Below are 26,156 nucleotides of genomic sequence, written 5' to 3' on the forward strand. Positions count from 1 at the left end.
GCCGCCGCCCGGGCCGGGACGGCTGTTCGCCGTCGGTGTGGCCGCGGCCCGCCGGGTGCGGGCTGGCGGGTGCGGCCCGCCGGGGGCGGGCGGGAGGGCGGGTGCGGGCGGGCGGGAGGGTGCGGGCGGGAGGGTGCGGGCCGGCGGGCACACGGTCCGTCGCTGTCCCCGCGCGAGAGCGGGAAGCTGTGCGCGCGGGACGGGACGTGGTGCGCGTGGTGAACCGGGTGGGTGCCGGTGCCGTTGAGACGACGACAGGTGGGCCCTCGTGTCGCGCGCCGACCGGCGGGCCGACGGCCTGTCCTCTTCTTCCTTCCATCCCTGGGGAAACCGATGCCTCATTCCCGTCAGTTCTCTCTGCTGCGCACCAGGACGGTGACGACGGCCGCCCTCACCGCGGCCACGGCCTCGTTGCTGGTGGGCGGAACCGGTCCGGCCGGGGCGGCCGGTGCCTCCGGGCAGGCGGCCGTCGGCCGTTACGTCGCCCTCGGTGACTCCTACGCCGCCGGCACGGGTCTGCCCGGACAGACGGACGCGCAGTGCGGGCGTTCCGCGGGCAGCTACCCGTCGTGGATCGCCGAGACGTACAAGCCGGCCGTTTTCAAGGACGTCACCTGCAGCGGCGCCACCACGCGCTCGCTGTGGAACAAGCAGGGGCCGGCCGCGCCGCAGGTCGATGCCCTCACCGAGGACACCGACCTGGTGACCGTCACGCTCGGCGGCAACGACCTCGGTTTCTCCGACGTGCTCACCACGTGCGTGCTGGCCGGGCTGACCACCAAGGAGGGCACTCCCTGCCGCGACCGGCTGGCCGCCGGCGGCAAGGACCTGGACGCGGACTTCGCGAAACTGAGCACACGCATCCCCGACATGCTCACCGACATCAAGCGGCGCAGCCCCCGGGCGCGTGTCGTCGTGGTCGGGTATCCGAACCTGTTCCCCGCCGACGGGAGCGCCTGCGATTCCTCCGTCCCGCTGGCCAAGGGTGACATGACCTGGCTCAACCAGGCCACGAACCGGCTGAACCTCCTGCTGGAGACGGCGGCTTACCTCAAGCAGGCCGAGTTCGTCGGCACGTCCTCCGTGTTCCGCGGCAGGGACATGTGCCAGTCCTCGTCCAGGCGGTGGATCGATCCGCTGCTGCCGCAGACGCCCGGCTCCGCCCATCCCAACGCCGCCGGACACCTGATGACGGCCTTCGAGGTGTACGGCCGGCTCGGCAAGTAGTCACCGCTCTCCCGCTCCGCCGGGCCGCACGGTCACGGCGGCCCGGCGGAGCGGGGCCGCCCCCCGCGCGGGAGAACCGGTGCTGCTCCACCGGCCGAAGAATCTGCGGCACCGGATGAACCCGCGCCACGCCGACGCCGTTGTGGCAGGTGCCTGATCCTTTTTCATTCCTTCCTACATGTGAGGCGGCTCCCATGCCCATCGATGACTACACCGGCGGCGCGGTGCAGGGTTCGGATGTCCTGGTCGTGACGACCAACGACGTGCCGGGGTACGAGGTGAAGCAGGTGATCGGAGAGGTGTTCGGCCTCACGGTGCGTTCGCGCAATCTCGGCTCCCAGCTGGGCGCCGGGCTGAAGTCGGTGATCGGCGGTGAGCTCAAGGGGCTGACCAAGACACTGGTGCAGACCCGGAACGAGGCGATGGAGCGTCTCGTCGAGGCGGCAGGTGTCCGCGGCGCGAACGCCGTGCTCGCCATGCGCTTCGACGTCACCACGGCCCAGGACGTCGGCACCGAGGTCTGCGCCTACGGAACGGCCGTGATCATCGCTCCCGTCTCCTAGGGTCTTTCGTTCGGATCATGCCGGACCCCGCGAGCCCGGCATGATCCGAACGGGAGGTCCTATCCCGTCGGCCGGCCCCGGCAGCCGACCGTGCGCCGCACTCGGGCATCGGGTGCGGCGCGTCGTCTGGACAAGTGCGTGCCGCACAAGGGTGGTTCATCCCCTGCGGCGGCGGCGCCCGCACGGGTTCCGCCTGCCCGCCACCCGGCATGAACAAGGCGGCGGGCAGGCGGGTCTCAGGTGGCGGCGCCGAGGGCTTCGTAGACGTGCCTGAGGTAGTCGTGCGTGCGCTGCGAGCCGAGGATCCCCTCGCCGAGGCGGTTCATCGTGTACGCGAACGTGATGCGCCGGTCGAGGTCCATCATGACGATCGAGCCGCCCCAGCCGACCCAGAAGCAGACCGTTCCGGTGGGCATGTGCGGCATCGTCCTGGGGTCGGCGAGCGCGTAGCCGATGCCCCAGCGCACGGGGACGCCCAGGAACAGGTCGACCCCGTCGGCCTGTACGTCGAAGATCTTGTCGACCGTGCCGGGGGACAGCAGGCGCAGGCCGTTCGCCTCGCCGCGTCGGGAGATCACGGAGAGGGCGCGGGCCATGCCCCGTGCGTTGCCGTGTCCGTTGACGGCTGCGAGTTCGGCGCGGCGCCACCGCGGGGTGTCGACGTGTTCGTCGCGGGCGGGGCTTCCGAGCAGCGTCTTGGTGAAGACCGCCTCGGGGTCGAGGCCGGCCGGCGGTGCGGAGGGCGACGACGGTGACACCAGCGGGGCGATACGCGGCCAGTCGGCTTCCCGCGCACCGATCTGGACGTCGGCCTCCAGCGGCCCCGCGATCTCGGTGTCGACGAACTCGGTCAGGGTGCGGCCGCTGACCCGCCGGACGAGTTCGCCCACGAGCTGTCCCTGGGTCTGCATGTGGTAGCCCGAGGCGCTCCCCGGCTCCCACCAGGGCGCCTGGTCGGCCAGCCGGGCGCTCGCCGTCGGCCAGTCGTACAGGTCGTCCATGGTGAAGGGCTGCTGCCAGCCGGAGAGCCCCGAGGTGTGCGCCAGGACGTGCCGTACCTCGATGTCCTGCTTGCCCCGGGCGGCGAATTCGGGCCAGTAGTGGGCGACCGGGCGGTCAAGGTCCAGCGCTCCGCGCTCGACGAGGACGAGGGCCGCCAGGCTGCTGAGAGTCTTGGTGGTCGACCACAGGCCGACCACGGTGTCCCGGTGCCACGCGACGGTGCGTGCCTCGTCGGCGTGCCCGCCCCACAGGTCGACCTCCATGACGCCGTCGACGTCGATGGCGATCGACGCTCCCAGTTCCTCGCCGGACGCGAGGTGCGCTGCCAGTGCCGCTCGGACCGGTTCGAACCGGGCGGTACTGGTTCCTTCGACGGTGACCATGACTTCCTCTCCTGTGGACCACGTTCGCTCGATCACTCAACGGGGTGAGGGGCGCCTTGGTTCATGCCGGTCCGCAGAGGCTCAGGACACCGGGTCCACACGGCCGCCGCGCCGCAGTACGCGGGCGCACCAGCCGATGACCGCGGCGTTGACCAGCGCCCCGAGGACGACGACGACGGTGACCATCGCCAGGCCTCCCGGCAGGAGGAACAGCGCGAAACTGGTCGGAGCGGTGGCGAGCAGCGGGAAGATGATCGCCATGGACTCCCCCGAGTCGTCTGTGACGCTCACCAGAATCGCCCACACGAACAGGGCGGCGCAGAGCGCGAGATAGGCCAGGGCGAAGGCGTTGCCGAAGGTGCGGCGCAGCCGGCGGGTCAGGGATCGGCGGGAATCGGTCACGGCGGGGAGGTCTCCTGGGTCGTAGTAGGCGCAATGGTCGTGGTGAGCGCAGTGGTCGTAGTAGGCGCAGTGGTCGGGGCGGGGAGGGCGTGGCGCGGGGCGGGGAGGGCGGGTGCCGGGTGGTTTCGGGCGGCCGGGCCCCCAGGTCGTCTGCGCGAGGGCCGTCGCTGTTCCCTCCTCACGCGGTGGCGCGCTTGCGCAGATCGGCACGACGGGGCCGGGACCGGGACGGTCCGGCCGCCTGTTCGCCCCGCTGCCGGGACAAGGCTATGGCCGCAGGTGTGCGGCCCGGCTCCGGCTGGAGGCGGATTCCGGTCTCTTACCTGGGGTGCACCGGCGGCGGGGCCCGGCCGGTGGACGCCCGCGGGCGTTCTCCACCTCTGGTTAGACCCGGCAATCATCCGGCCGTCCGAGGACCGCGCCGTGCCCCGGCCGTAGTCTCGAACACATCGGGAAAGCGGCCGGCCACCGGCTCCACCGGCGGTTCTGGCGCTCGGTGCCGTGCTTCGCCTCCCGCTCCGTCCCGCAGGCCGGCCACGCCTGCTCCCACAGCAGTCCAGGGGGATCTGTCATGTCCAAGCGCGTTGTCGTCTCGTCGCTCATCGGTGTCGCCGTCCTCGGCGCGGTGGCCGCCGGTGGTCTCGCCATGGCCTCGACCGCCACGGAGCCGGCCCTGGAAGGCGGCTCGGCCCGCTACGTCGCGCCGTCCGGCGGCAGCGCCGGCTCGCTCACCTTCACCGCCGACGTGCGGGACGACTCGGGCGTGCGGGGCCTCAAGGTCCTGGCGTGGCCCGCGAGTTCGAAGCTCGACCCGACCGAGGCGGAGCTGCGGCACGTGGACGACGCCACGTGCCGCAGCACCTCGGACGACACCTCGCGCTGCACCTACACGCTGAAGGTGACGCAGCAGGAGGCGGCCGAGCTGGAGCGGGGCGCCTGGTACGTCTCGGCGCTGGCGGTGGCCGAGGACGGGGGCACGGTGTTCCTCCCCCGCGCCGCCACGTTCGACGTCGGGCGCTGACCCGGCGCCGACGTGCGGCGCGGCGGCCGCCTCGCCGACGGGTGCCCGGCCGGGGCCATGCCGCGGACAGGGAGCGGGCCGGCCCGGGCGGACTCGTCCCGGGCCGGCCGAGGGGGCGCGCGGATGTCCGGGCGGGACGGTGTCCGGTGTTCGTCGCCCCCGCCCGCGGGACGACCGCCCGGGCAGACCGGCGGTCCGCGGCCGGAGCGGGTCGTGCACGTGCCGGCGAGCCGTGCGGGTGCGGGTGGTGGGACAGTTGTGCGGGATGTGGGGAAAGCGGTGACGTTTGTGAGACATGAGTTCGACTTCGAGTTGCTGGGTCCGCTGGTGGTGCGGCGGGCGGGCGCGGTGCTGGATCCGGGGCGGCGCAAGCAGCGGCTGCTGGTGATCCGGCTGCTGCTCGCCGACGGCCGTACGGTCGCTCCCGAGACGCTGTGCGAGGAGCTGTGGCCGCAGCAGCCGGGGCGGACACCGGGTGGGGCGACGGCCTCCCTGCACGCCCACGTCAGCAAGGTCCGCGCGGTCCTGGAGCCCCAGCACCTGCGCGGGCGGGGGACGTTCGAGGTGCTGGTCACCAGGCCCGGCGGCTACGCCCTGCGCGTCCCGTCCGAGTGCCGGGACACCGTGCGTTTCGAGCGGGCCGTTGCCCTGGCGCACCGGCTGCTGGACCAGGGGCGGCCCGCGGAGGGGGTGCGGGAGGCCGGCCGGGCCCTGGAGATGTGGCGCGGTGCCGCGCTCGCCGACGCCGCGCACCACCTGTTCGCCGCTCCCGAGGCCGCACGCCTTGAGGAACTGCGGCAGACCACCCGGGAGATCCGTGCCACCGCCCTGCTGCTGAGCGGACGGATACCGCAAGCCCTGGCGGCGGCACAGGAGCTGACGGCGCAGCACCCGCTGCGGGAGACCGGCTGGTCCCTGCTGCTGCGCGCCCTGTACCTGGCCGGCCGGCACCCCGAGGCGCTGCGGCGCTACGCGGATCTGCGCCGGCATCTCGCCGACGAACTCGGCCTCGATCCCAGCCCGCCGCTGCGCGCCCTGCACGACGGCATCCTGCGCCACGACCTGCCGCCGCTGTCCTTGCCGGGCACGGCGAAGGCGGCGGGCCCGACGGCCGGTACGGCAGACACGACCGGCACGGCCGGTTCGGCAGGCGCAGCGGACACGACCGGCGCGGCAGACACGGCAGGCAGCCGTGTTCCGGGCCGTTCGGCAGGATCCGGGGCACGGGAAGGACGGGACGAAACCGCCCCGCCGGGCGCGCGGTCTGTCGCCGCGGCCCACGGTGGCGTGTCTTGCGCGCCGGTCGCCGACGCGGCGCCGCCCGGTGCGGGTGCCGGGGCGTCCGCCGCTTCGGCGGACGCGTCCGGTGCGGGCGGTGACCCGGCCGGGGGCGGGGGTGCAAGCAGGCTGCCACGGGTGGTGCGCCCGATGCAACTGCCGGGTGATCTGCCGGTGTTCGCCGGGCGGACGACCGAGAGCGCATGGCTGTCCGCCGTGAGCGGTGCGCCCGGACGGCCGGGACCGGCCGGTGCGCCCGTCGTCGTCATCGGCGGCGCCCCCGGTGTCGGCAAGACCACCTTCGCCGTCCACCACGCCCACCAGATCGCGTCCTTCTTTCCCGACGGACAGCTCTTCGTCAATCTGTGCGGGTTCCATCCGCACGCGCCCGCCGTGGAACCCGGCGACGCCCTGCACGGCTTCCTCACCGCTCTCGGCGTTCCCGCCCAGCGCATCCCCGAGGACACCGCCGACCGCGGCACCCTGTTCCGCAGCCTCCTGGCCGACCGGCGCGTCCTGCTCGTCCTGGACAATGCCCGCGACGAACAACAGGTGCGCCCCCTGCTGCCCGCGGGAACCGGCTGCCTCACCCTGATCACCAGCCGCAACCGGCTCGCCGGCCTGATCGCGACCGACGGGGCCAAGCCCCTCGCCCTCCCCCTGCCCTCCCGGACCGAGGCCCACCAGACACTCGAACGACGACTGGGGGCGCAGCGCCTGGCCGCCGAGCCCGCCGCCGCGGCCGACATCGTCCGCCTGTGCGGGCGACTGCCCCTGGCACTCGCCGTGGTCGCCGCCCGTGCCGAACTCGACCCCGCCTTCTCCCTGCACGCCATCGCCGACGACCTGCGTGATGCCCACGGCGGCCTGGACGCGTTCACCGGCTTCGACAGCGCCACCGACGTGCGGGCGGTGTTCTCCTGGTCCTACCGGTCCCTGGACGAGCCCACCGCCCGCCTCTTCCGCCTCCTCGCCCTCCACCCCGGACCCCACATCACCGCTCCGGCCGCCGCCGGCCTCGCCGGGCTCCCCCTGTCCCGGACACGCCGGCTGCTCGACCAGCTGACCCGCGCCTGCCTCGTCGAACAGCCCCGGCCCGGCCGGTTCACCCTCCACGACCTGCTGCGCGTCTACGCCGGCGAACTCACTCACACCCACGACGACGCCGGCGAGCGCCACGCGGCCACCTGCCGGGTGCTGGACCACTACCTGTTCACGGCCCACGAAGCCAACCTGCTGCTCAAGCAGGCCTCATCGCCCGAACTCGACCTCGGCTCCCCCGGCGCGGGCGTCGTCCCGGAGACCTTCGCCGGCGTGGAAGAGGCGAACCGGTGGTTCACCGCCGAACACCGGGTCCTGGCCGGCCTGCTGCACACCGCCGTCAGCCAGGAGCTGGACCGTCACATCAGCGGACTGGCCTGGTCGCTGCAGGAATACCTGAACCGCCAGGAGTACTGGCCGGAGGCCATCACCGCGTTGACCCCCGCCCTGGACGTGGCCCGACGCCGGGGCGACCGCCTCGAGGAAGGTCGCTGCCTGCGCCACATCGGCAGCATCAACGGCTACCTCGGCCACCAGGAAGAGGCCCTGCGCCAGCTGCGACACGCCACCACGATCCTCGAAGAACTCGACGCGGTCACCGAACAGGCCCGCGCCCACTACGGCACGGCGTGTGCGCTGTACCTGTTCGGCCGGATCCCGGAGGCCGTGGCGTCCTCCGAGCGGGGACTCGCGCTGTCCCGGGCAGCAGGGGACGAGCTGTGGACGGCCGAGTGCCTCAACGAGCTCGCCTGGTTCCACTCCAACCTGGGGCAGCTGGAGAAGAGCCTCGTGTACAGCGAGGAGGCCCTCGCCATGTTCGAGGGCCTGGACGCCCCGTGGCAGCAGGCTCAGAGCTGGGATGTCCTGGGCTACGCCCTCCGTCAGCTCGGCCGGTACGAGGAGTCGGTGGCCACCTACCGGCGGGCGCTGGAGGCGTTCGAAAAGCTGGGGGACCACAGGAACGCCGTCGGCGTGCTGATGCGACTGGGCGACACCCGCCTGGCCATGGGTGACCGGGAGGCCGCCCGGGCCTACTGGGTCCGCGCGCTCGCCGACGCCGAACAGCGGGCACTGTCCCCCAGCGCCCAGCAGGTCCGGGACCGGCTCGCCGCCCTGGACACCGAAGCGGACCCCGCGCCCGCCGGGCCGGAGAGGGCCGTCGGCAGCCATCGGCTCCCGACGCCGGCCAGTGGTGATCCTGCGGGCGAGCTCCGTCCCTCGATGCGGGGTTAGCGCGTCCTCGGGCTGCGCCGGGTCGCCGGCCGGGCGTGTCCGCCGGTGACCGTCTTCCGTCTTGTTCCTCAGCCCCGGTGCGCGTGCCGGGCAGCACCGGCGGGCCCGTTCGGCGGCCGGCCACGCACCCGTCGCACAGGTGCGGGCGACGGCCACCGCCGGGCCCGCGGCGTCCGTCACCGGCGGGAAGCGGCCGGCCGGCCGCCGGTCACTTGGCCAGGAAGGCGAGCAGGGCGTCGGTGACCTCCTGGGCGTGGGTCCACAGCAGACCGTGCGGGGCGCCCTCGACGACGACGTACTCGGCCTGCGGAAGCGCCCGGCGGAACGGCTCGGCGGTGGCCTCGATCGGCAGGATGCGGTCGGCGGTGCCGTGCAGGATCAGCGTGGGTACGTCGATCTTGGGAAGGTCGGCGCGGAAGTCGGTGGTCCAGGTCGCCACGCAGGCCAGGGAGGCGTACCAGGAGGCGCCGGCGGCGACGTTGAAGCTGTTGCGGACGGCCTCCTCGCTGATGCGGGTGCCGAGGTTCTCGTCCAGGTTGTAGAAGTCCTCGTAGAACGCGGTGAAGTAGGCGTAGCGGTCGGCGGTGACGGCCTGCTCGATGCCCTCGAAGACGGTGCCGTCGACGCCCTCGGGGTTGTCGTCGGTCTTGAGGAGGAAGGGTTCCAGGGAGGCCAGGAAGGCGGCCTTGGCGATGCGGGCGGAGCCGTGGGTGCCCAGGTAGCGGCCGACTTCGCCGGTGCCCATGGAGAAGCCGACCAGGACCGCGTCGTGCAGGTCGAGGGTCTCCAGGACGGTGTGCAGGTCGGCGGCGAAGGTGTCGTAGTCGTAGCCGGTGGTGGGCCGGCTGGAGCGGCCGAAACCGCGCCGGTCGTAGGTGATGACGCGGTAGCCGGCCCGCAGCAGGGCGGCGGCCTGCTTCTCCCAGGAGTGGCCGTCCAGCGGGTAGCCGTGGATGAGCACGACCGGCTGCCCGCTGCCGTGGTCCTCGTAGTACAGCTCGACGGGGGTGGAGTTCTCCTGGCCGACGGTGATGAACGCCATGGCGGTTGCTGCCTTTCCTGACGGGAGGTGGTGCGGGAGGTGGGTGCGGATCGGGGGTGATGCCGGTCAGCGGACCGTGCGGGCCGCCTGCTCGACGATGCGGGTGACGGCCTCGGGGCGGGAGACGGACACCGCGTGGGAGGCGTCGACCGTGGTGGTGCGGGCGTGCGCCCGCTGCGACATGAAGCGCTGGGCGGCCACGGGGATGTTGAGGTCCTCGGTGGTGACCAGCGACCAGGAGGGAATCGTCTTCCAGGCTGCCTGGGTGGACTTCTCCTCCAGCGCGGCGGCGGCGATGGGACGCTGCCCGGCGGCCATCAGCCGGGCCTGGTCCGCCGGGACGTCCGCGGCGAACTGCCGGCGGAACGTGTCCTGCTTGATGTAGACGTCGGCTCCCCGACTGCCGTCGGGCAGCGTGTAGTTCACCGACTCGACCGCCTGCCCCAGGGTGCTGCCGGGGAACTTGTTCGTCAGCCCCAGCGAACTCTCCCCCGCGTCGAGGAGGAACGCCGCGATGTAGACCAGCGCCTTGACCTTGTCCTCCAGGCCGGCGGCGGCCTGGCTGATGACGGTGCCGCCGTAGGAGTGGCCCACCAGGACCACCGGCCCGTCGATGTCGTCCACGACGCTGCGCAGGTAGGCGGCGTCGGTGGCCGGGCCGCGCAGCGGGTTGGCCGCGGCCACCACCGGGTAGCCGGCGCGCTGCAGGCGCCTCACGACCCCGTCCCAGCTCGAGGCGTCGGCGAACGCCCCGTGCTCCAGCACGATCGTCGGCCGCTCCTGGTGGCGGGGGGCGGCACCGGCCGCGCCGGGAAGGGTGACGGCCGTGGCGGACAGGACCGCGGCCGCGGTGACACCGAACAGGGCGAGCCGGCGGCTCGGACGGGGCAGGGAGGTGAAGTGCATGGTGAACGTCCTTCGGATGGTGGTGCTGTCGCGGTGGGGCTGACGCAACGGGCGAGGCGCCACCGGGCGGAGCGGCGTGTGATGTCGTCGCGGACGGTCCGGGGGCCTCGAGTGGCCTGGCGTCCGGAGGCGGGCCGCGTGGTGGGGCTGGCGTCGGGGGGCGGCGGCACGGGTTTCGCGTCCGGTCGTCAGGGTGGTTCGGACCGGCCGCGCCGATGTGCCCCGTGTACGAAGCGGAGCACTCACCGCGAGGAACGGCGCCGGACGGCGATCGGTTCACGGCTCGCGGAAGTTTTCCAAAGTGATCCTCGGTGAACCGTGCGGGCCCTCGGCGCGTTCGCAGTCCGTGCCGGTCTCCGTGCCGGTCTCCGGGGCGGCCGAGGGTTCACCCCGGTCGTATCACGGGCCGGCACCGCCGGATGCCCTCGCTCCCCTCCTCCGCGTTCGGCGGACGCCTGCGTTCGGCGGCGAGGTGCCGGGCGCGACGGCGGTGTGACGTGTGCGGCCGGCGCGACAAGAAGACGACAAGGTTTGGCCAAGGCGATCCGCACAGGGTTGGTCCGTGCTCCCGCCCCTGCGGGAGCACGGACCACAGAACACCTGAACAGGATTGAGCGCCACCCATGAACGGGACCTTGGAGGCGGAGGTCGCCCCCCTCGCTCCAGCCGGGACACATGACCGGCACGTCGCGTCGGACGCCGACTGCGACGCCTTCCTCCGAGACATCTACGAGCAGTACGGACCCTTGCTGATCCGGTACGCCGCGCGGCTGCTGGAGGGTGACTGGCACAAGGCGGAGGACGTCTTCCAGGAGACGGCGGCCCGTGCCTGGAAGCACGCCGGGTTCCTCGGCACCCGCGGCGAACACCTGCGGCCGTGGTTGTTCACCGTGACCAGGAACCTGGTCATCGACCACCACCGGGCCCGGCAGATCCGGCCGTTGGAGCTGGTGCCCGTGGAGGACCTGGACGCCTCCTGCGACGGCACCGACTCCGCCCTGACCTCCCATGTGGTGCGGGAGGCGCTGCGGGAGCTGAACGAGCAGCAGCGGACCGTCATCCAGCTCATGTACTACCTGGAGTGCAGCGTGGCCCAGGCGGCCGGGCACCTCGGCATCCCGCCCGGCACCGTCAAGAGCCGCGCCTTCTACGCCGTGCGGGCCCTGCGCAAGGCGCTGGAGCAGCGGGGCGTGGCCGGCGGGTGACCGGAGCGCGGACGCGTCAGGGGCGACCGACTTCGACAAGGACAACCGGGCTGTCGGAGCCGGGATGGGAGAGCGGCTGCCCGGAGCGCTGATTACGGCGTAATCAGCCATGGGGGTTCACGCTTCGACATCAACATGGTTTAACTAACGTGTTGATGCTGTGATTGATCATGGACGTTAGTATGGTGTCCCCCATGAGTTCGCCAGCCACCTCCAGCGACCGCGAGAAGGTCGTCTCCAAACTGCCGGGATGGCTCCGGCAGAACCTGAAAATCAGAGCCGCTCAACACGGCATCGAGATCCAGGCCGCCGTCGAACAGGGCATCAGCGCCTGGTGCACCCTGGCCTCCACCCCCGCGACCGTCGACACCGCCGGTGCCGACTCCTTCTCCACCTTCCTGCCCCCGGGCCAGTGGGAAGACTTCCGACAGATCGCCGCCGACCGGCGCGTCTCCCTCATCCAGGGCCTCGCACAGTCCGTGCAGCTATGGCTCGACACCAACCCGGCACCGGACATCGAGAGGCCCTCGATCACCCGCCGCATCGTCGTCTGCAACCAAAAGGGCGGCGTCGGCAAAACCGCCATCACCGCCGGCCTGGGCGAAGCACTGGCAGAAGACTCCAACAAGCTGCACCCCGCCCGTGTGGCGAAGGCCCTCACCAAAGCCCTGCGCGCGAGCGAGTCGCACTCGGACACCGCGGAGGTGGACGACGATCCACTCGACATCGAGAACCTCCCCGGCCCCGGACTGCGCGTCCTGCTCGTCGACTTCGACCCGCAGTGCCACCTCACCAATCAGCTCGGCGCCGCTCCGCTGCCGATGAATGGTGACAGCCTCACCAACCACATGGCCGGCGATCCCAAGGGTGATCTGCGCGACCTCATTGTCTCCGTCGACGAAGACACCTTCGCCGGCCGCCTGCACCTCCTGCCGGCCTGCAACGACGCCTTCCTGCTCGATGTACGACTCTCAGCCGTACGCGCCCGCGAAGCCGCGCTCGAGCGGGCCCTTGTCCCCCTCGAGGCTGATTACGACGTAATCATCGTCGACTGCCCGCCCAGCCTCGGCCTCAGCATGGACGCCGCCGCCTATTACGGCCGCCGCCGCGATGGCGAAAAGCCCGGCCAGTCCGGCGCACTCATCGTCGTCCAGGCAGAAGACAGCTCCGCCGACGCCTACGAACTGCTCACCACACAGGTCGACGACCTGCGCGGCGACCTCCAGGTCGACATCGACTACCTCGGCATCGTCGTCAACCTGTACGACTCCCGCCGCGGTTATATCGCCACCTCCTCCCTTCAGGGTTGGGTGGACATAAAGGATCCGCGAGTCGTGGGACTCATCGGAGACCTCAAGGAACAGAAGGAAGCCGTCCGCGTGAAGAAACCGCTGCTGTCCTACGCCCCCAAGTCACAGCAGGCAGTCGGCATGCGCGCCCTGGCCAGGGAGGTCCTGTGAGCAAGGCCGATCAGCTGGGAGCAGGCCGATTCGGCGGGGGAGTGCGAACAGTCAGCGCCCGCCGGCAGGCCGTCGCCGCAGCGACCGGAGTCCCCACCGAAGGCGTAGCCCCTCCTGTCGAGCTTCCTGTCGACCGCGTCAGCCTCAACCCCGACAACCCGCGCTCCTCACTCGGTGACCTGACCGACCTCGCCGGCAGCCTGAAATCGCACGGGCAGAAGGTGGCGATCACGGTGATGAACCGGGACGCCTACCTCCAGGCCAACCCCAGCCAGGAAGCCGACCTCGAGCCGGACACCACCCACGTCGTCGTCGACGGCAGCAGCCGTCTCGCCGCCGCGCGCGAAGCCGGAATCGCCAGCATCAAGGTCATGGTCAGCGACGACCAGGGATCCACCGCAGAGGAACTGCTCGAGTCCGCCCTCGTAGCCAACATCCACCGCCAGGATCTCGAAGAACTCGACGAAGCCCGGGCCCTCCAACGGCTCCTGGCCATCCACGGGAGCCAGAGGGAACTGGCCAGACGCCTCCACCGCTCACAGGGATGGGTGTCCCAGCGCCTCGCCCTCCTCGGTCTCACCCCCGAACTCCAGGCCCGAATCAAGGAAGAACCCATCGACCTGCTTCGGGCGGTGGGGAACAAGCCTGCTGGCGAGCAGGCGGCCGCCCTCGAGGAGCTCAAGGCGAAGCGGGCGGCCAAGGAAGAACAGAAGACCCGTGCCGGCGCCGCCCCGAGTCGACGGACGGCGGGCAACCCCGTCGAGACGACGAGGCCTCAGCTCGCCGGTGATTACGGCGTAATCACCGGCGACGGGCAGGGCACTCCGGCCGAGGAGACGACAGGGACGGCAGGCCTCGGTGATTACGGCGTAATCACCGGCGCCTCCCACGCCCCGTCGGCGACCGCGACCGAGGGAGTGTCTGCGACGGAATCAATTCCCGAACCACGTGCCGACTCCCCTGAACCGGACGGCGCTCGGACGAAAGCTGCCGGTGAGGAGCAGCGGCTCAGGAAGGTGCCGTACGACAGGCCTGGCGAACTGGCAATGCTCCTGGACAGCAAGATCACCAGTAACGACACCTACTTCGCTCTGCTTCGGTTCCTGAGCGCCAACGGCATCAAGCGCGATCCCGCCCGGATGGGGGAACTGGTACGAACTCTTGTGGAGCAGACCACAACGCGAGTCGACTGAAATCCCGCTGCTGCCAACGGTCCCGACCCTGCTCCTACGACAGGGAAACGGGACCGTTCGGCGTACGGCCAGGTGTGAGGCTCCAGTGGTTCTCCAGCGTGACTCAAGGGCTTGGGGCTCGGTGGATGTTGTACTGGCCGCAGGGACCGGGCTCGGCCGAGCGCACCGGGTCGGTCTTCGTGACCCAAGGGCTACGGGAGAGAGCATGAGCAACACCAAGAGCGACAAGTACGAGGGGTTCTCGGCCGAGGAACGGGCCGCGATGAAGGAGCACGCCCAGGAGCAGAAAGCGGCGGCGCGGCGCGGCTCGCGGGCGGACAAGGCTGCGCTGGCGGAGCAGGACGTACTCGCCAAGATCGCCGAGATGCAGGACACGGACCGGGTCATGGCCGAGCGGGTCCACGCCGTCGTCACCGCCGGCGCGCCCCAGCTCACGCCGAAGCTCTGGTACGGCATGCCCGCCTACGCACTGGACGGCAAGGTCGTCTGCTTCTTCCAGAGCGCGGCGAAGTTCAAGGCGCGGTACGCGACGCTCGGGTTCAACGACCAGGCGAAACTGGACGAGGGCTCCATGTGGGCGACCGGTTTCGCCCTGACCGAAGTGACGGCCGAGGTGGAGGAGCAGATCGCGGCGCTGGTCAAGCGGGCAGTCGGCTAGGGCGCGTGTCGCATGTGGTGGCAGGTGGGCCGGCGACGGCGGTGAGCTGGAGCTTGGTGTCGTCCTCGCTGCCGGGCACGGCGGTCATGATGACGGTCTTGAGTTGGTAGCCGCCGTCGGTCAGGACGTCGCGGTCCACGGTGACAGGGCCCAGCGTCGGGTGGCCGGTGAAGCCTGGCGCCGGACGTTTTCTCTCCCGGCAGGGCGAGATCGCCCGGTCCTGGAAACGGCAGCGCCGGAACCAGCGCGCGGAAGGGGGCCGTTCGCCAGACCGACGGCGGGCCGGCCCGGATGGTGGAACCTTTGCGCGGTGAGCCGGGGACAGCTGGGTATAGTGGCGGTACACCTCCACTCAGGCATCGGGGCCCCGCCGGTTTTCCGGCGGGGCCCCGGTTTTGTCCGTGGTCAGGCGACCTGGAGGTTTGGGCGTCCCTCTGCCACCGGGGGCACGGCCGCGTAGGCGGGCAGTTTCAGGTTCGGGAGGTCCCCGGCCTTGATCCTGGCGATCGCCGAGCGGAAGGCCGCTTCCATGTCCTGCGGGCTGGCGTACTTGGCCGCCAGGGGGTGGAGGCGGTACGAGTTGCCCTTGCCGCGGCTGCCGTCCTCGTTCTTCGGGCGCAGCACGATGTTCAGCTCGCACAGGGGCGCGATGAGGTTGCTGACGGCCTGCGGGGTGACGCGGTATTCGGTGGCCATGTCCTTCTGCCGTACCGGAAGGTGGCCCCCGAAGTCGCTGCGGTAGAGCAGGTACTGCAAGAACTTCACCGTCGCTCCGGACACGGGCAGGGCCCAGATGCGTTCGGACACGACCGGTGACATGACCTCAGCCATCGGTATCCCTTCTGCGTGCCAGTGGGCGGAGCGGTTGGTGGTTGTGTATCACCCTGTCCGCCTTCCCGCTTCGTAGTCCGGGTGTCGCTGCGCGCCGAGGTCGAGGTCCAGCTCCTCCTGATGGGCGTCGGGGCCGATGCGGCGGGGGAAGGCCTCGGGGTCGCGGTCGTGCTGGGCGGCGAGCTTCTCGAGAACCGCGTGCTGGGCGCTGCTGTTGCCGTGGAACCACAGGCGGACGTTGAGCTGGATGGCTCCGTTGCCCAACTGCTCGATCCACTTGTAGCCGACCAGGGCCTTGATGGCACGGTTGACCGTGGAACGGGTGATCCGCTTGCCGCCCTTCTGGTCGGCCATCCGGTTGAGCCCGTCGGTGATCTCCTGCTGGGTGTACTGGGCGACGCCGGTGCCGCGTTGCTGTCCGCCGGCGACGTAGAGGAACACGCACAGCTGGGACTTGGTGATGGAGTTGGCGACGGCGAGCTGGGCCAGGAGTTGGGTGAACCAGTTCGAGGCCAGGCTGTAGCCGGCGTCTCCGGCCATGTCGTGGACGGCCGTGTGGTCGGGCTCGTACTCGAAGGTGACGTTCTTGAGTTTGCGGCGGCTGCGGGGATCGGTGTTCTGGGTGGCTTCCCCGAGTTGCTCTCCGAGGACCTGAAGGAGGTCGTCGAAGCCCTCGTCGCCCGATGCGGCGTCAGGGACGGCTCGGGGCCGTCGTCGTGCTGGTGGATCGGCTGTCACAGGACCTCCCTTGATACTCAGGCGGTCCAGACACTAGCTGAAAATCAAGTAGGAGTTGTCTTTTGGGCGGACGGCACGCCGGGCCGTGGCTTCGTACGACATGCCCGGCGCGGGGTGGCCCGGAAGTTAAGCACAGCTTGAGTTCGAGGGCCTCCCCATGCCGAAAATCAAGCCCAGGTTGATAAAACGTGCCCCAATAGCGACACGACTAAGCGGTCGCTCAGGGGCTCGATCGCCCGATTGGGGTGTTCGCGTCAAGGCTCTGACCTGCGGTGTTGTAAGCGGTCGCAGCCATCGGAAAAAATCAACCTCAGCTTGAGTTTTCCCACCAAATGTTGCCGCCAGATTCACATTTCAGAGCGCGAAATGTGTCCCCCAGGACAACATGACCTCCACAAACCCGCAGGTCAGAGGCGTGCGAGCGGTGCGGCCTCTTATTAAAGAGGCCGCACCGGTGACCGGCCGCACCTACGACAGCACCTACGACAGCACCAGCGACAGCAGCACCGACCCCTGGACACGAGCCTTCTGACAGCCCATCACTGACCCGCACCACCGAAAGGCAACCACCGCGGCGGGGCAGTTGCTCGTCGGCGAACGGAGGTACCTGCACCACCCACTCAGCCCAGCCACGCCTATTCGGGAAACGTCGGCGCCGCAGCCGGAGGCGGACCTGTTCCCCATCGATGGTCCTGGGTGCCGGACAGGGAACGCGTCGGTGCACTGAGTGGCTCTGGCAGTACGTCAGGCCGAGGTCCTCGACGGCGATTCCGTACAAGAGCGGGTGATCGGCATCCCCTGCTGCGGCAGTCCGCTCTCGTTGCCGGCATCCGTCGCACGTGGTGGACATCCGCTGCAGGGTCGCTTGAGTCGCTGTCGACGGTCTTGCGGAAAACCCGCCGCCGCTCCGCTCACCGGGACCGGATCGAGCAGACGGGGCAGCGACTGAAGCCCAGCGGCCGGACGGGACATGGGTCGCTCTCGGTCGCTGACAAGAAGTACCAGGTCAGAGGCCTGAATTGGCGAGATCAGCGACTGAAGCGACTCAAGGGGCGGGTATATGAGGACATCGGCGCGCGTGCGTGCGTGTGCGCGTGCGCGTCATATATAGAGATCTTGAGTCGCTTCAGTCGCTGTCCGGGGATTTCCGACGCTGTGATCTGCGGGTTCTTCCTCGACGGAAAAAGCGACCGAGGAAGCGCGGGTCGCTGGGCTGTGAAAGTTGGGTCGCTGGACCACCGGACTATGGCCGTTGGCCGCTCGTTCGCTTCGCTACTCTGTCCTCGTTGCTCAGTCGCTTGGGTCGCTGACGGGGGGTGCGATGGCCTCTGAGCTGGGGGACTGTCCGAGTCATGTGCCACGGCAGGCGTCCGCGGGACGGTCGCTGGCCATCGCCCGATGGTGCGCCGCCCGGGGCTGGCCCGTTCATCCGCTCGCGCCGGGACGCAAGACCCCTGCGGGCAACTGCGACGGCTGCCGGACACCGGGACACACTCACCGGGGGTGCGGCTGCGCCGTGGCCGGTCGCTGGTGTCACGGTTTCCACGCCGCGACCCTGGACCCGGCCCGCATCGAGCAGTGGTGGGGCTCCCACCCGGGCCTGGGCGTCGGGATCGCCTGCGGGCCCGCCGGGCTGGTCGTCCTCGACGTCGACGCCCACGGACACCGGCTGCCGCAGCGGGACCGGCTGCTGCCCGGCATCGAGATCTCCCCGGGCGTCGACCTGACGGGACTGGCCGACGGCTTCCACACCATCGGCGTCCTGGCCGCGCTGCGGGGCGCCGTCAGTCCGGCGGACGACGACACCACTCTGCGGGTCCGCACCCCTTCAGGAGGTCTGCACGTGTGGTACCGGGCCCATCGGGGGCACCGCTGGCAGTGTTCCACCGGGTCGGGCGCCCGCGCGCTGGCCTGGCAGGTCGACGTAAGGGCGCACGGCGGGTACATCGTCGCCCCCGGCACGGTGACCGGGGCCGGGACGTACCGGCCTGTGGGGGCCGTACGGGAGCCGGCCCTGTTACCGGACTGGCTGTCCCGCGAACTCGCGCGTACCGGGCATCTGCCGCCCGTGTCCGTCCCGCCGCCCAGGCCGGTGCCACCACGGGCCCGACAGGCCGTCCAGGCCGCCGGGGGCGGCAGGGACGGCGCCACCCGCCTGCTGGCCGCGTTGCTCGCCGAGGTGGCCGCCTGTGCCGCCACCCCCGAGGGGGCCGGCTTCTCCGAGAAGCTGAACCGGGCCTCGTACACCGCCGGGGGCCTGGTGGCCGCCGGGCGGCTGGACGACGCGGAGGCGGAACGTCTGCTGAGTGAGACGGCCGAGCTGGCCCGTCCGGGGCAGCGGCGGCGCTACGGAGCCATCATCCGCGGCGGCCTGAACGCCGGCACGCTGCGGCCGCTGCACTCGGAGGGGCGCTCATGACGTCAGGCAACGGCAACACCCTCTTCGATCCGCAGGCGGTGGCGGCCCAGATCCTGTGCGCCCAGCCCGAGCAGAGGTCCCTGCCGACCGGTGCGAACGGCCAGGAGGACGGTACGCGGGGCCGGAAAACGCCGGGGCACGGCGAAGTGACCGCCGACGGGCTGCTGCCGGACACCCTCAGCGACCGGGGCAACGCCAAGCTGTTCGTCAAGCTGTACGCCGGCGACTACCGGCACGTCCCCGGGCTCGGCTGGTTCCGGTGGGACGGCACCCGCTGGCTGATGGACGAGGACGACACCGTGATGTGGGCCGCCGGCGACCTGGCCGAGTCCCTGGCGACGACGGACTCCCGCGGCCACTTCACCTCGGCGGCCCTGCAGCAGCACCGCAGACGGGCCCTGAGCACCAGCGGCATGAACGCGATGCTGACCCAGGCCAGGTCCGCGCCCGGCATGGTCCTCGCCGCCGGGCTGCTGGACGCCGACCCGTACGTGCTGTGCACTCCCGGGGGCGTCGTCGACCTGCGGACCGGGGCGATCCGCACGCCCGATCCGGGCCGGGACTTCCACTCCCGGTCCACCACCGTGGCCCCGCAACCGATACCCACGCCCCGCTGGCACCGGTTCCTCACCGACACCTTCGGCGACGGGTCCGAGGGCGCGGAGATGATCGACTTCCTGCACCTGCTGCTCGGCTACTCCATCACCGGGGACGTGGGCGGCCAGGTGATGCCGTTCCTGTTCGGCTCCGGCAAGAACGGCAAGTCGGTGCTGCTGGACGTGCTGATGAAGCTGCTGGGCGACTACGCCGACGCGGCGCCGCCGGGCTTCCTGATGGCCCGCCCCTACGAGGGGCATCCCACGGACCTCGCGGAACTGCACGGCCGGCGCGTCATCGTGTGCAGCGAGGTCAAGCCCGGTGACCGGTTCGACGAGGCCCGCGTGAAGCTGCTCACCGGCGGGGACCGCATCAAGGCCCGCCGGATGCGTCAGGACTTCTTCAGCTTCGCACCGACCCACAAGCTGTGGCTGCTGGGCAACCACCGGCCCGAGGTCGGCACGGGAGGCTTCGCGTTCTGGCGCCGGATGCGGCTCATCCCGTTCGAGCGCGTGGTGTCCGACGACCGCAAGATCGACAACCTCGCGGACGTCCTCGTCACCGAGGAGGGGCCCGGCATCCTCAACTGGCTCATCACGGGCGCCCGCCGGTACCTGGCGGGGGAGCGCGACCTCGCCGGCCCCGAGCGCGTCAGGATCGCCACGACGGCCTATGCCGAGACGGAGGACCACACCGGCCGGTTCCTGAGCGAGTCGTGCCGACTCGAGCCCTCCTTGCGGTCGGAACAGGCTCACCTGTACGCCGCTTACAAGGCCTGGTGTCAGAATGACGGGGCCCCGGCCGTCTCGTCCCGCGCCTTCGCGGCGAGGGTCCGGGAGGTCGTGGGACTGGCCTCGCCCAAGGAGATGATCCTGTCCAACCAGCGGAAGTACTACCCGGGTATCGGACTGGTGGCCGACGAGGAGACAGCATGAGCGCTCTCATCGGAGAGGACGAGATCCTCCACGAGGCCGAGCTGGTCTGGCTGGAGGACACAGCCGCTCTCGACTACGTCCGTCAGAGCCTGGACCGGCTGCCCACCCGGCGCGGCAGGCCCGCCTACCACCGCGACGGACGCATGGTCGGATACGCGCTGCTCGGCCCGCAGGCCAAACCGTCCCGTTCGTCGGGCACCTTCCGCCGCCGGGTCTTCTGGCTGCTGCCGCACGACCGGGACGCGGATCCCCAGGGCCTGTACGCCACCGGCGCGCCCGCGGAGGCCGTCGACCCGCGCACCCTGTCTCCGGGGCGCAAGGGGCGCAAGACGGAGCGGTCGGAGGGCGGTCCGCTGTCGTCGGCGGTGGGGGAGCCCGGGAAGAGGCTGTCGCTCTGACTGAGCGCGTGCCCCGCTCCGGCGGTCGGTGACCGAGGCGCCCCGGCAGGGGCGGTCACCCGCGCGAAACCGGCCGGGGGAGTGGTCACGGAACCTTCACTTCGGCCGTGACACCGGCAGCGCACCGGGGTGCGCGTTGCTGCCGGGAACCGCTGTGAGCAGGAGGGACGGGCGCCTCCGGGACGTGCGGCGACAGGTCTCTCCACCCGGACGTTGTGCGGGCCTTGAAAAGAACCGTCCACTCGGTATATTTCTTTGGCGTCAGCCGCCCCGCTCACCGCAGGCGACGGGTCGGCTTCCGTACGTCACGGGGGGAGGGGCGTGCAGCGTGTGCTTTCGTCACGGATCCGACGGGTCCTGGCCGTGTCCCGGGACCCCTGCCGCTGCACATCGAGGTCAAGGGGAGGTCCTACGGTGAACAGCCGTCTGCGTGCGCAGGTCGTGATCGTGGGAGGAGGCCCCGTCGGCATGCTGCTGGCGGCCGAACTGGGGGATTACGGGGTCAGCACCGTCCTGCTGGAAGCGGAGGCGTCCGTCTCGGAGCGCCCCAAGGCCTCGGTGCTGCACGCCAGGGCGCTGCAGGGACTCGCCAGGCGGGGGTACTTCGGCGAACTCGTCCCGAGGGCCGCCACGGCGGCGGGTGAGACCGAGGCCCCGTTCCGCTTCGCCGGCATACCCGGCCTGTCCATCACCGCCCCGGCTTCGGAGCCCGGCCCCGTCCTGAAGCGCCCCCAGGCCGAACTCGAGCATCTGTTCGAGCAGCGGGCGCGCACCACGGGCGTACGGGTCATGCGTGAGCACCGCGTGACCGGGGTGAGCCAGGACCAGGACGGTGTCCGGGTCCTGGCGGAAGGGCCCTCGGGGCGCGTCGAGTGCGCCGCCCGGTACCTGGTGGGGGCGGACGGCGGTCGCAGCACGGTCCGGGAGCTGGCGGGGGTCCCCTCGCAGACCTATCCGGCCACGACCTCCGGGCTGGCCGGGCTGGTGACGCTGCAGGACGCGGACGATCTGCCGCCGGGCTGGCACCGCACCCCGCGCGGCTGGATCGTCGCACGCGCCATGCCGGGCGGCGACACGCACGTCAAGACCCTCGACTGCTCCGGACCCCACCCCGAGCGCCATCTGCCGCCCACCGCGCGGGAACTGCGCGACGAACTCGCCCGGATCGCGGGGAAGGAGATCGCCTTCCGGCGGCCGCGGTGGCTCAGCCGGTTCAGCGACTTCGCCCGGCTCGCCCGTTCCTACCGGTGGGGGAGGGTGTTCCTGGCGGGGGACGCGGCGCACATGCAGTTCCCGGTCGGTGCCCAGGGGCTGAGCACGGGCGTGCAGGACGCCCTCAACCTGGGGTGGAAGCTGGCGTTCGTCGTGCGGGGACTCGCGCGCGAGGACCTGCTCGACACCTACGACACGGAGCGTCGGCCGGCCGCCCGGGGCGTCATCGACAACACGCGGGCCCAGCTCGCCCTGATGCGCTCGGGACCCGAGACCGACGCCCTGCACACCCTGTTCGCCGGGCTGGTCGCGGCGGACCGGGGGAGCCGGCACCTCAGCGACCTGATCAGCGGTCAGGACGTGGTCCTCCCACGGCGTACCGGGCGGCCCTCCTCCTGGGAAGGAAGGTTTCTGCAGAACATGTCCCTGGAGACGCGGGAGGGCCGGACGGACGTGGTCGGGCTGCTGCGGGCCGGCAGACCCCTGTTGCTCGTCTTCGGCGAGCAGGGCGGCCGCCACCTGGAGCGGGCCCGTGACTGGGCCCAGGTCGTGAGCACGGTGCGTACCGAACCCGTCCCCCAGGTCGTGTGCGACGCCCTGCTGGTGCGGCCCGACGGCTACGTCGCCTGGGCCGCGGCCCCGGGCGCAGGCCCTCTGGAGGACGCGCTCGAGATGTACTTCGGCAGCCGGCCGGCCCCGCCCGTGCGGCAGCCGGCCATGACGGGCGCGGGAGCGTTCAGCTGACGGCGGCCGCCGGCTCCCGGTCCAGCTGCCGCTCGATCTCCTCGTAGATCGCCTCGCCTCGCGCCTCGGACAGGTCCAGCACGGCGAGCACGGAGGGCACGGCGATGCTGGGGAACAGATGATGCAGCAGTGCGGAGGTTCTGGGCCGCAGGTCCTGGTACTCGCTGAGGGCCTGGGACATGGACTGCATGCCCGCGAAGGTGCTCACCACGATGTCGGCGGTCACGGAGGGCACGACGTGGGGCAGCAGCTCGCCCTGGTCCTGTGCGTTCTCCAGCAGCCCGCGGCACACGGAGCTCCAGCGCACGAAGGGGCCGCTGCGGTCCAGTCCCTTCGCGTACTGGTCCATGCTCAGGCGTACGCCCGCGCGCACCATCGGGTCGTACTGCAGGCGGTAGGCGTGCAGCAGCACCATGTCCGCCAGTTCCTGCAGCTTGTAGTCGCGCTCGGGGATCACGAACCGCTGGTCCTGCTCGTTGAGCACCCCCTGGGCCAGCTGTTCCTTCGACTCGAAGTGGAAGTACAGAGCCCCTTTGGTCACACCGGCGGTGCTGAGGATCTCGGAGATGGTCGCGGCCTGGTAGCCGCACTCCTCGAAGACCTTCGCCGCTGCCTGGAGGATGGTCCTGCGCGTGCGGATCGCACGGTCCTGCTTCACCACTTGGCGGTCCTCCCGTTCCTCGGAGATCACATCGGCCGGCGGAGCCTCGGGCCGACTCCATCAAAAAAACCGCCCAGTTTGTATCTTACAACCGGTGGTGTGCGCCGCCTCAAGAGTCAGGTGGCCGGCGCTTCGCACTCCGGTGCCTTACCAGCGGAGGAGGACATCGGTGATTCTCGTGACAGGCGCCACCGGAACCGTGGGACGGGAAGTGCTGCGGGAGCTTCCCGCGGGTCTTCCGGTGCGGGTCATGGCCAGGGACCCCGCGCGCGTGGGGAAGGAAGCCCACGGGGCTGAGATCGTGGCCGGAGACTACGGCGATCCGCGGTCGCTGGACCGTGCTCTTCGGGGGGTGAGCCGCGCGTTCCTCCTCACCAGCCGGGTCGGCGGCGACGACGACGCGCGTTTCCTCCGCGCCGCGCGGTCCGCGGGGGTGCGGCACCTGGTCAAGGTGTCCGCAGCCGCCGTCGCGGACGGCGACGCGCACGACCTCGTCACCCGCTGGCAGCGCGCCAACGAGGAGCTGCTGCTGGGCTGCGGGATGCGGTGGACGGTGCTGCGCCCGCGCGCCTTCATGTCCAACACGCTGTCCTGGGCGGCTTCCATCGCCTCCGACCGGGTGGTGCGCGCCCTGTACGGCACGTCGGCCAACGCGTGCGTCGACCCGCGGGACGTCGCGGCCGCGGCCGTGTGCGCGCTGACCGAGGACGGGCACGAAGGGCGGGTCCACACCCTGACCGGACCCGAACCGATCAGCGCGGTCGAGCAGACGGCGCAGCTCGGCCGGCTGCTCGGCAGCCCCCTGCGCTTCGAGGAGCTGTCCCCGGACCGGGCACGCGTCCTGCTGGCGAAGCGTCATCCCGCGGCCGTCGTCGAGGCGTTGCTGGCCGCGGCGGAACGGCAGCGGGCGGGGGCCAAGGCGCGCGTGGAGGACACCGTCCTCCGCCTGACCGGCCGTCCGGCCCGGTCCTTCGCGACCTGGGCCGAGGACCACCTCGCGGCGTTCGGCGCCGTGCCGCGGCAGGCGGGTGCGGCACGGCACGGCACCCCACGCGGCCCCGGCGCCGGGTGAGGACCGGGGCCGCGTACGGGGCGCGGCGCCCGCCCGGTCCCCGGGTGGGCGCCGCCGCGCCTTCCGGCAGCCCGCCCCGTTCTCATCAGGTGCGGGGGCAGCCGCGTGGGCCGGAGGGCGCGTGCGTGCCCTCCGGCCGTGGCGGGGAGGAGCAGGCCTCCGGCCCGCCCCTCCCCGGCGCGGTCAGTCGAACGGGGCGGCCCGCAGGGTCGAGGTGAACACGGGCCGGCCCTCCTGGTGGCCCGTGACGAGAACCGTCTCCGGGTCGTCGGGTGCGGCCTTGGGCAGGCGCAGGGCGTCGATCAGGCAGGGCAGGTCCAGCTCCGCGTACTTCATGAATTCGCAGTCGAGGCCGAGCGGCAGGACCGAGGGTCTGCCCAGTACCGCGGTCGCCGCCTGACGGGCGGCCTCGAGGAGCACCATGCCCGGAACGTGGTCGACCTGGTGGTCGAAGAGGATGGGGTGGCGGGTGTCCACGCGCAGTTGCCAGCGGTCCGGCTCGGCGGTGGGGGAGAGGACCACGTCGGTGGGGGAGAAGCGCCCCACGGCGGCCGGGGCCACCGGAGCCGTCAGCGGGAGGGGACGGTGCCCGGCGTCGAAGACGCGCTGCGGACGCAGCCGCCGGTACACGGCCGGAGCGATGGTGCTGAAGGAGATCCGTCCCGACGCGGCGAGCCGCCCCTCGCGCAGCACCCTGGCCTCGTAACACATGCCGGTCAGCCGGTGGCCTCGCTTCCTGATCTCCGAACAGGTGACGTCGAGGTCCAGCGCGGCGGGCGTCCCGCCGACCCGCATCTCCTCGGGACGCACCGTGAGGGCCAGCTCGTCCAGCAGGAACTGGTGGCCGAAGGGAACACCGAACTCGGCATGGGCGAGCAGGGCACCGGCCTGGCGGATCGTTTCGGCGGCGATCAGAGGGTCGTGGTGGGTTCCGTTCACGGGAGTGAAGAAGCTGTGGCCCCGGGGCCACTGGGCGGTCATCGCGAAGTGGGTGTCCCCCAGGCGCTGCCAGCCGGTGAGCATGACCTCGGCGACGGCTGCCCGGTGCACCAGTTCCCTGGGGACCGTGGTGGTCAGGTGCCCGTAAAGCAGTGTGGCTGTCCGAAAAGACGACTGAGCGGCTCGTGCTGTCGTCTGCTCGATCGACGGACCTTCGAACCGGAACGTGCTCGCGGTCATCGCTCCCCCTGGACGAGATCGGAGATGGCTGTGGTGGGAAAAAATAGAGGGCAACCGGTTTGGTTTCTAGAGGAATCGGAGCCTCCGCACGGGATCGTTCGCCGTCGTGGCCCGCAGCCGGTGCCACGGTCGCGCGCAGCGGGCCCCTTCTCCTGCGTTTTTCCAGCTCACAGCCCGGGTGGCGGTTCGGACCGCCCGCTCCGGCACTTCTCGAGCGGCATTGAAGTGCCTCTGTAGCGCGGTGCCGGACGGTGGCCGGAACCGAGAGGAGCGGACATGGGCGAAGCGGACGTCACACCCCTTGCACTGCGGGTCGAGCGCGGGCGGGCCGACGATGACGAACTCGCCGCGGTGGCCGTCGTGCTGTGCTCCGTACTGGCCGGGCGGACGGCGGGGACCCACGGGCAGGAGCCGCTTCCCGTCGTCCCGTCGTGGCGCCGTCCCGGACGCGCCGGCACGGAATGGCGCTCCCCGTACTGCTGGCGATAGGGCCACGAGCGCCCGGCCGCGGACCGGCAGGCGCTTTTTCCAGGGCTGATTCACGCGCGTGCCACCACACCCCCCTGTAAACCGCATGTGCGGTTTGTTAATCTGGGCACAGTCCGGCCGCGCTCATGAGGGAGGGAGGCACAGTGACAGTCCTCAACGACATTCTCCAGGTGACCGCCGAGCCTTCGGACGCGCGCGGGCGTGTCGCCGAGTTGCACGGGATCCGTGCGCAGGCGCTGGCCGGGCCGGGCGAGCGGGCGACCCGGG

24 protein-coding genes are annotated in these 26,156 nt (G+C 71.3%); 15 read left to right on the forward strand and 9 right to left on the reverse strand.

The window, feature by feature from the left end; all coding sequences use genetic code 11:
- Positions 1–333 precede the first annotated feature (333 nt).
- Together ACGFQC_RS34985 and ACGFQC_RS34990 are read left to right on the forward strand one after the other, a co-directional pair.
- Positions 334–1,227 (forward strand): SGNH/GDSL hydrolase family protein, encoded by an 894-nt coding sequence (locus ACGFQC_RS34985; protein WP_363092969.1) that lies wholly within the window; start codon positions 334–336, stop codon positions 1,225–1,227.
- A 194-nt stretch (positions 1,228–1,421) separates the two neighbouring features.
- Complete coding sequence (locus tag ACGFQC_RS34990) at positions 1,422–1,790, forward strand: YbjQ family protein (protein WP_363092968.1); 369 nt, start codon at positions 1,422–1,424, stop codon at positions 1,788–1,790.
- Between the two features lie 236 nt (positions 1,791–2,026).
- Here the strand turns inward: ACGFQC_RS34990 and ACGFQC_RS34995 are convergent, their stop codons facing one another.
- Positions 2,027–3,175 carry a serine hydrolase domain-containing protein gene (locus ACGFQC_RS34995; protein ID WP_363092967.1) on the reverse strand — a complete coding sequence of 383 codons (1,149 nt, stop codon included), beginning with the start codon at positions 3,173–3,175 and terminating at the stop codon, positions 2,027–2,029.
- 81 nt (positions 3,176–3,256) lie between these two features.
- Positions 3,257–3,577 carry an SCO4225 family membrane protein gene (locus ACGFQC_RS35000; protein ID WP_363092966.1) on the reverse strand — a complete coding sequence of 107 codons (321 nt, stop codon included), beginning with the start codon at positions 3,575–3,577 and terminating at the stop codon, positions 3,257–3,259.
- Between the two features lie 571 nt (positions 3,578–4,148).
- Here ACGFQC_RS35000 and ACGFQC_RS35005 point away from each other — a divergent pair.
- Positions 4,149–4,598, forward strand: coding sequence for a DUF5707 domain-containing protein (locus ACGFQC_RS35005; RefSeq protein ID WP_363092965.1), 450 nt, complete (start codon positions 4,149–4,151; stop codon positions 4,596–4,598).
- Positions 4,599–4,877: 279 nt separating this feature from the next.
- A complete protein-coding gene (locus ACGFQC_RS35010) occupies positions 4,878–8,150 on the forward strand; it encodes a BTAD domain-containing putative transcriptional regulator (protein ID WP_363092964.1) in 3,273 nt (1,090 codons plus the stop codon).
- Between the two features lie 208 nt (positions 8,151–8,358).
- Here the strand turns inward: ACGFQC_RS35010 and ACGFQC_RS35015 are convergent, their stop codons facing one another.
- Complete coding sequence (locus ACGFQC_RS35015; protein ID WP_363092963.1) at positions 8,359–9,192, reverse strand: alpha/beta hydrolase; 834 nt, start codon at positions 9,190–9,192, stop codon at positions 8,359–8,361.
- Positions 9,193–9,258: 66 nt separating this feature from the next.
- Positions 9,259–10,098 (reverse strand): alpha/beta hydrolase, encoded by an 840-nt coding sequence (locus tag ACGFQC_RS35020; RefSeq protein WP_363092962.1) that lies wholly within the window; start codon positions 10,096–10,098, stop codon positions 9,259–9,261.
- Between the two features lie 623 nt (positions 10,099–10,721).
- Here ACGFQC_RS35020 and ACGFQC_RS35025 point away from each other — a divergent pair.
- From ACGFQC_RS35025 to ACGFQC_RS35040, 4 genes are all read left to right on the forward strand, one after another.
- The gene (locus ACGFQC_RS35025) at positions 10,722–11,303 is read left to right on the forward strand and encodes a sigma-70 family RNA polymerase sigma factor (RefSeq protein WP_363092961.1); all 582 of its coding nucleotides are present in this window, start codon (positions 10,722–10,724) and stop codon (positions 11,301–11,303) included.
- 194 nt (positions 11,304–11,497) lie between these two features.
- A complete protein-coding gene (locus ACGFQC_RS35030; RefSeq protein WP_363092960.1) occupies positions 11,498–12,763 on the forward strand; it encodes a ParA family protein in 1,266 nt (421 codons plus the stop codon).
- The gene (locus ACGFQC_RS35035; RefSeq protein WP_363092959.1) at positions 12,760–13,956 is read left to right on the forward strand and encodes a ParB/RepB/Spo0J family partition protein; all 1,197 of its coding nucleotides are present in this window, start codon (positions 12,760–12,762) and stop codon (positions 13,954–13,956) included. Before ACGFQC_RS35030 ends, ACGFQC_RS35035 begins: the two co-directional genes overlap by 4 nt.
- A gap of 205 nt (positions 13,957–14,161) precedes the next feature.
- A complete protein-coding gene (locus tag ACGFQC_RS35040) occupies positions 14,162–14,614 on the forward strand; it encodes a DUF1801 domain-containing protein (protein ID WP_363092958.1) in 453 nt (150 codons plus the stop codon).
- Here ACGFQC_RS35040 and ACGFQC_RS35045 read toward each other — a convergent pair.
- From ACGFQC_RS35045 to ACGFQC_RS35055, 3 genes are all read right to left on the reverse strand, one after another.
- Positions 14,595–14,753: a hypothetical protein gene (locus ACGFQC_RS35045; protein WP_363092957.1), complete on the reverse strand. Its 159-nt coding sequence runs from the start codon at positions 14,751–14,753 to the stop codon at positions 14,595–14,597. The genes ACGFQC_RS35040 and ACGFQC_RS35045 overlap by 20 nt on opposite strands.
- A gap of 266 nt (positions 14,754–15,019) precedes the next feature.
- A complete protein-coding gene (locus ACGFQC_RS35050) occupies positions 15,020–15,445 on the reverse strand; it encodes a hypothetical protein (protein WP_363092956.1) in 426 nt (141 codons plus the stop codon).
- Positions 15,446–15,493: 48 nt separating this feature from the next.
- On the reverse strand, positions 15,494–16,183 hold the full coding sequence (locus ACGFQC_RS35055) for a hypothetical protein (protein WP_363092955.1): 690 nt from the start codon (positions 16,181–16,183) through the stop codon (positions 15,494–15,496).
- Positions 16,184–16,568: 385 nt separating this feature from the next.
- Here ACGFQC_RS35055 and ACGFQC_RS35060 point away from each other — a divergent pair, with 385 nt between their 5' ends.
- From ACGFQC_RS35060 to ACGFQC_RS35080, 5 genes are all read left to right on the forward strand, one after another.
- Positions 16,569–16,715: a hypothetical protein gene (locus ACGFQC_RS35060; RefSeq protein WP_363092954.1), complete on the forward strand. Its 147-nt coding sequence runs from the start codon at positions 16,569–16,571 to the stop codon at positions 16,713–16,715.
- Positions 16,716–17,573: 858 nt separating this feature from the next.
- Complete coding sequence (locus tag ACGFQC_RS35065; protein ID WP_363092974.1) at positions 17,574–18,602, forward strand: bifunctional DNA primase/polymerase; 1,029 nt, start codon at positions 17,574–17,576, stop codon at positions 18,600–18,602.
- Entirely contained in the window at positions 18,599–20,134 is a 1,536-nt protein-coding gene (locus ACGFQC_RS35070) for a phage/plasmid primase, P4 family (RefSeq protein WP_363092953.1), read from the forward strand. Before ACGFQC_RS35065 ends, ACGFQC_RS35070 begins: the two co-directional genes overlap by 4 nt.
- Positions 20,131–20,532: a DUF6009 family protein gene (locus tag ACGFQC_RS35075; protein WP_363092952.1), complete on the forward strand. Its 402-nt coding sequence runs from the start codon at positions 20,131–20,133 to the stop codon at positions 20,530–20,532. The genes ACGFQC_RS35070 and ACGFQC_RS35075 overlap by 4 nt, the downstream gene beginning before the upstream one ends.
- Positions 20,533–20,946: 414 nt before the next feature.
- Positions 20,947–22,488, forward strand: a complete 1,542-nt coding sequence (locus ACGFQC_RS35080; RefSeq protein WP_363092951.1) for an FAD-dependent monooxygenase — start codon at positions 20,947–20,949, stop codon at positions 22,486–22,488.
- On the opposite strand, the gene ACGFQC_RS35085 is transcribed toward ACGFQC_RS35080, so the two are convergent.
- A complete protein-coding gene (locus ACGFQC_RS35085; protein WP_363092950.1) occupies positions 22,481–23,149 on the reverse strand; it encodes a ScbR family autoregulator-binding transcription factor in 669 nt (222 codons plus the stop codon). The two genes, ACGFQC_RS35080 and ACGFQC_RS35085, sit on opposite strands and share 8 nt — an antisense overlap.
- 169 nt (positions 23,150–23,318) lie before the next feature.
- Here ACGFQC_RS35085 and ACGFQC_RS35090 point away from each other — a divergent pair, with 169 nt between their 5' ends.
- On the forward strand, positions 23,319–24,221 hold the full coding sequence (locus ACGFQC_RS35090; RefSeq protein WP_363092949.1) for an NAD(P)H-binding protein: 903 nt from the start codon (positions 23,319–23,321) through the stop codon (positions 24,219–24,221).
- Positions 24,222–24,404: 183 nt separating this feature from the next.
- Here the strand turns inward: ACGFQC_RS35090 and ACGFQC_RS35095 are convergent, their stop codons facing one another.
- Positions 24,405–25,271 (reverse strand): ScbA/BarX family gamma-butyrolactone biosynthesis protein, encoded by an 867-nt coding sequence (locus ACGFQC_RS35095; protein ID WP_393289091.1) that lies wholly within the window; start codon positions 25,269–25,271, stop codon positions 24,405–24,407.
- 405 nt (positions 25,272–25,676) lie between these two features.
- Between ACGFQC_RS35095 and ACGFQC_RS35100 the strand changes: the two genes are divergently transcribed.
- Positions 25,677–25,889, forward strand: a complete 213-nt coding sequence (locus ACGFQC_RS35100; RefSeq protein WP_363092947.1) for an acyl-CoA carboxylase subunit epsilon — start codon at positions 25,677–25,679, stop codon at positions 25,887–25,889.
- Positions 25,890–26,156 lie beyond the last annotated feature (267 nt).

This window comes from Streptomyces sp. NPDC048734, assembly GCF_043198675.1.
Taxonomy (GTDB): Bacteria; Actinomycetota; Actinomycetes; order Streptomycetales; family Streptomycetaceae; genus Streptomyces.

Excerpts from the sequence above, each read along its gene's own strand:
- ACGFQC_RS34985 (WP_363092969.1), top strand. The coding sequence starts at position 334 with ATGCCTCATTCCCGTCAGTTCTCTCTGCTGCGCACCAGGACGGTGACG.
- ACGFQC_RS34990 (WP_363092968.1), top strand. The coding sequence starts at position 1,422 with ATGCCCATCGATGACTACACCGGCGGCGCGGTGCAGGGTTCGGATGTC.
- ACGFQC_RS34995 (WP_363092967.1), bottom strand. The coding sequence starts at position 3,175 with ATGGTCACCGTCGAAGGAACCAGTACCGCCCGGTTCGAACCGGTCCGA.
- ACGFQC_RS35005 (WP_363092965.1), top strand. The coding sequence starts at position 4,149 with ATGTCCAAGCGCGTTGTCGTCTCGTCGCTCATCGGTGTCGCCGTCCTC.
- ACGFQC_RS35015 (WP_363092963.1), bottom strand. The coding sequence starts at position 9,192 with ATGGCGTTCATCACCGTCGGCCAGGAGAACTCCACCCCCGTCGAGCTG.
- ACGFQC_RS35020 (WP_363092962.1), bottom strand. The coding sequence starts at position 10,098 with ATGCACTTCACCTCCCTGCCCCGTCCGAGCCGCCGGCTCGCCCTGTTC.
- ACGFQC_RS35025 (WP_363092961.1), top strand. The coding sequence starts at position 10,722 with ATGAACGGGACCTTGGAGGCGGAGGTCGCCCCCCTCGCTCCAGCCGGG.
- ACGFQC_RS35030 (WP_363092960.1), top strand. The coding sequence starts at position 11,498 with ATGAGTTCGCCAGCCACCTCCAGCGACCGCGAGAAGGTCGTCTCCAAA.
- ACGFQC_RS35040 (WP_363092958.1), top strand. The coding sequence starts at position 14,162 with ATGAGCAACACCAAGAGCGACAAGTACGAGGGGTTCTCGGCCGAGGAA.
- ACGFQC_RS35050 (WP_363092956.1), bottom strand. The coding sequence starts at position 15,445 with ATGGCTGAGGTCATGTCACCGGTCGTGTCCGAACGCATCTGGGCCCTG.
- ACGFQC_RS35060 (WP_363092954.1), top strand. The coding sequence starts at position 16,569 with ATGACCTCCACAAACCCGCAGGTCAGAGGCGTGCGAGCGGTGCGGCCT.
- ACGFQC_RS35070 (WP_363092953.1), top strand. The coding sequence starts at position 18,599 with ATGACGTCAGGCAACGGCAACACCCTCTTCGATCCGCAGGCGGTGGCG.
- ACGFQC_RS35075 (WP_363092952.1), top strand. The coding sequence starts at position 20,131 with ATGAGCGCTCTCATCGGAGAGGACGAGATCCTCCACGAGGCCGAGCTG.
- ACGFQC_RS35100 (WP_363092947.1), top strand. The coding sequence starts at position 25,677 with ATGGGCGAAGCGGACGTCACACCCCTTGCACTGCGGGTCGAGCGCGGG.